At 81.7% G+C, this 542-nt stretch carries 1 protein-coding gene; it reads right to left on the bottom strand.

The window, feature by feature from the left end; all coding sequences use genetic code 11:
- Positions 1-531 (bottom strand): BTAD domain-containing putative transcriptional regulator (locus SSNG_RS18615; protein ID WP_042801335.1); only part of this gene is annotated, 531 nt, incomplete at its 3' end.
- Positions 532-542: the final 11 nt, after the last annotated feature.

Genomic DNA, 542 nt, shown 5'->3' with positions numbered 1-542 from the left:
TGCGGCGGGGGCGGTGGCGCCGCTGCGCAGGTCGGCCTCGACGCGGTCCCGCCGGGCGCCGGAGCGGCGGGCCTCGGAGGCGGCGGCGTACGCGGTGCGGGCGGGCTCGGGGAGGTCGGCGAGGGCGGGTCCGCGCCACAGGGCGAGGGCCTCGCGGAGGGTGGTGGCGGCGGTGGCGGGGTCGGTGGCCAGCTGCTCGGCGCCGAGGGCCGCGAGGCGGGTGAAGCGGTGGAGGTCGACGTCGTCGCGGGCGGCGGTGAGGCGGTAGCCGCCGGCGGGGTCCGTGGTGAGCCGCCCGGGGCCGAGGGTGCGGCGCAGGCGGGACACGAGGGCCTGGAGCGCGGCGGGGGCGTCCTGGGGCGGGTCGTCGCCCCAGACCTCGTCGACCAGGTCGGTGACGGACGCGGCGGCCGGGGCGCCGGCGCGGAGGGCGAGGGCGGTGAGGAGCGCGCGGAGGCGGGGGCCGCCGGGGGTGAGGGGGGCGCCGGTGTCGTCGTGGGCCTGGGTGGGGCCGAGGATTCGGTAGCGCACCGGGCAATTCT

It is taken from the genome of Streptomyces sp. C (assembly GCF_000158895.1).
GTDB classification, from domain to species: Bacteria; Actinomycetota; Actinomycetes; order Streptomycetales; family Streptomycetaceae; genus Streptomyces; species Streptomyces racemochromogenes.
This window is presented reverse-complemented; position numbering and strand designations above follow the sequence as displayed.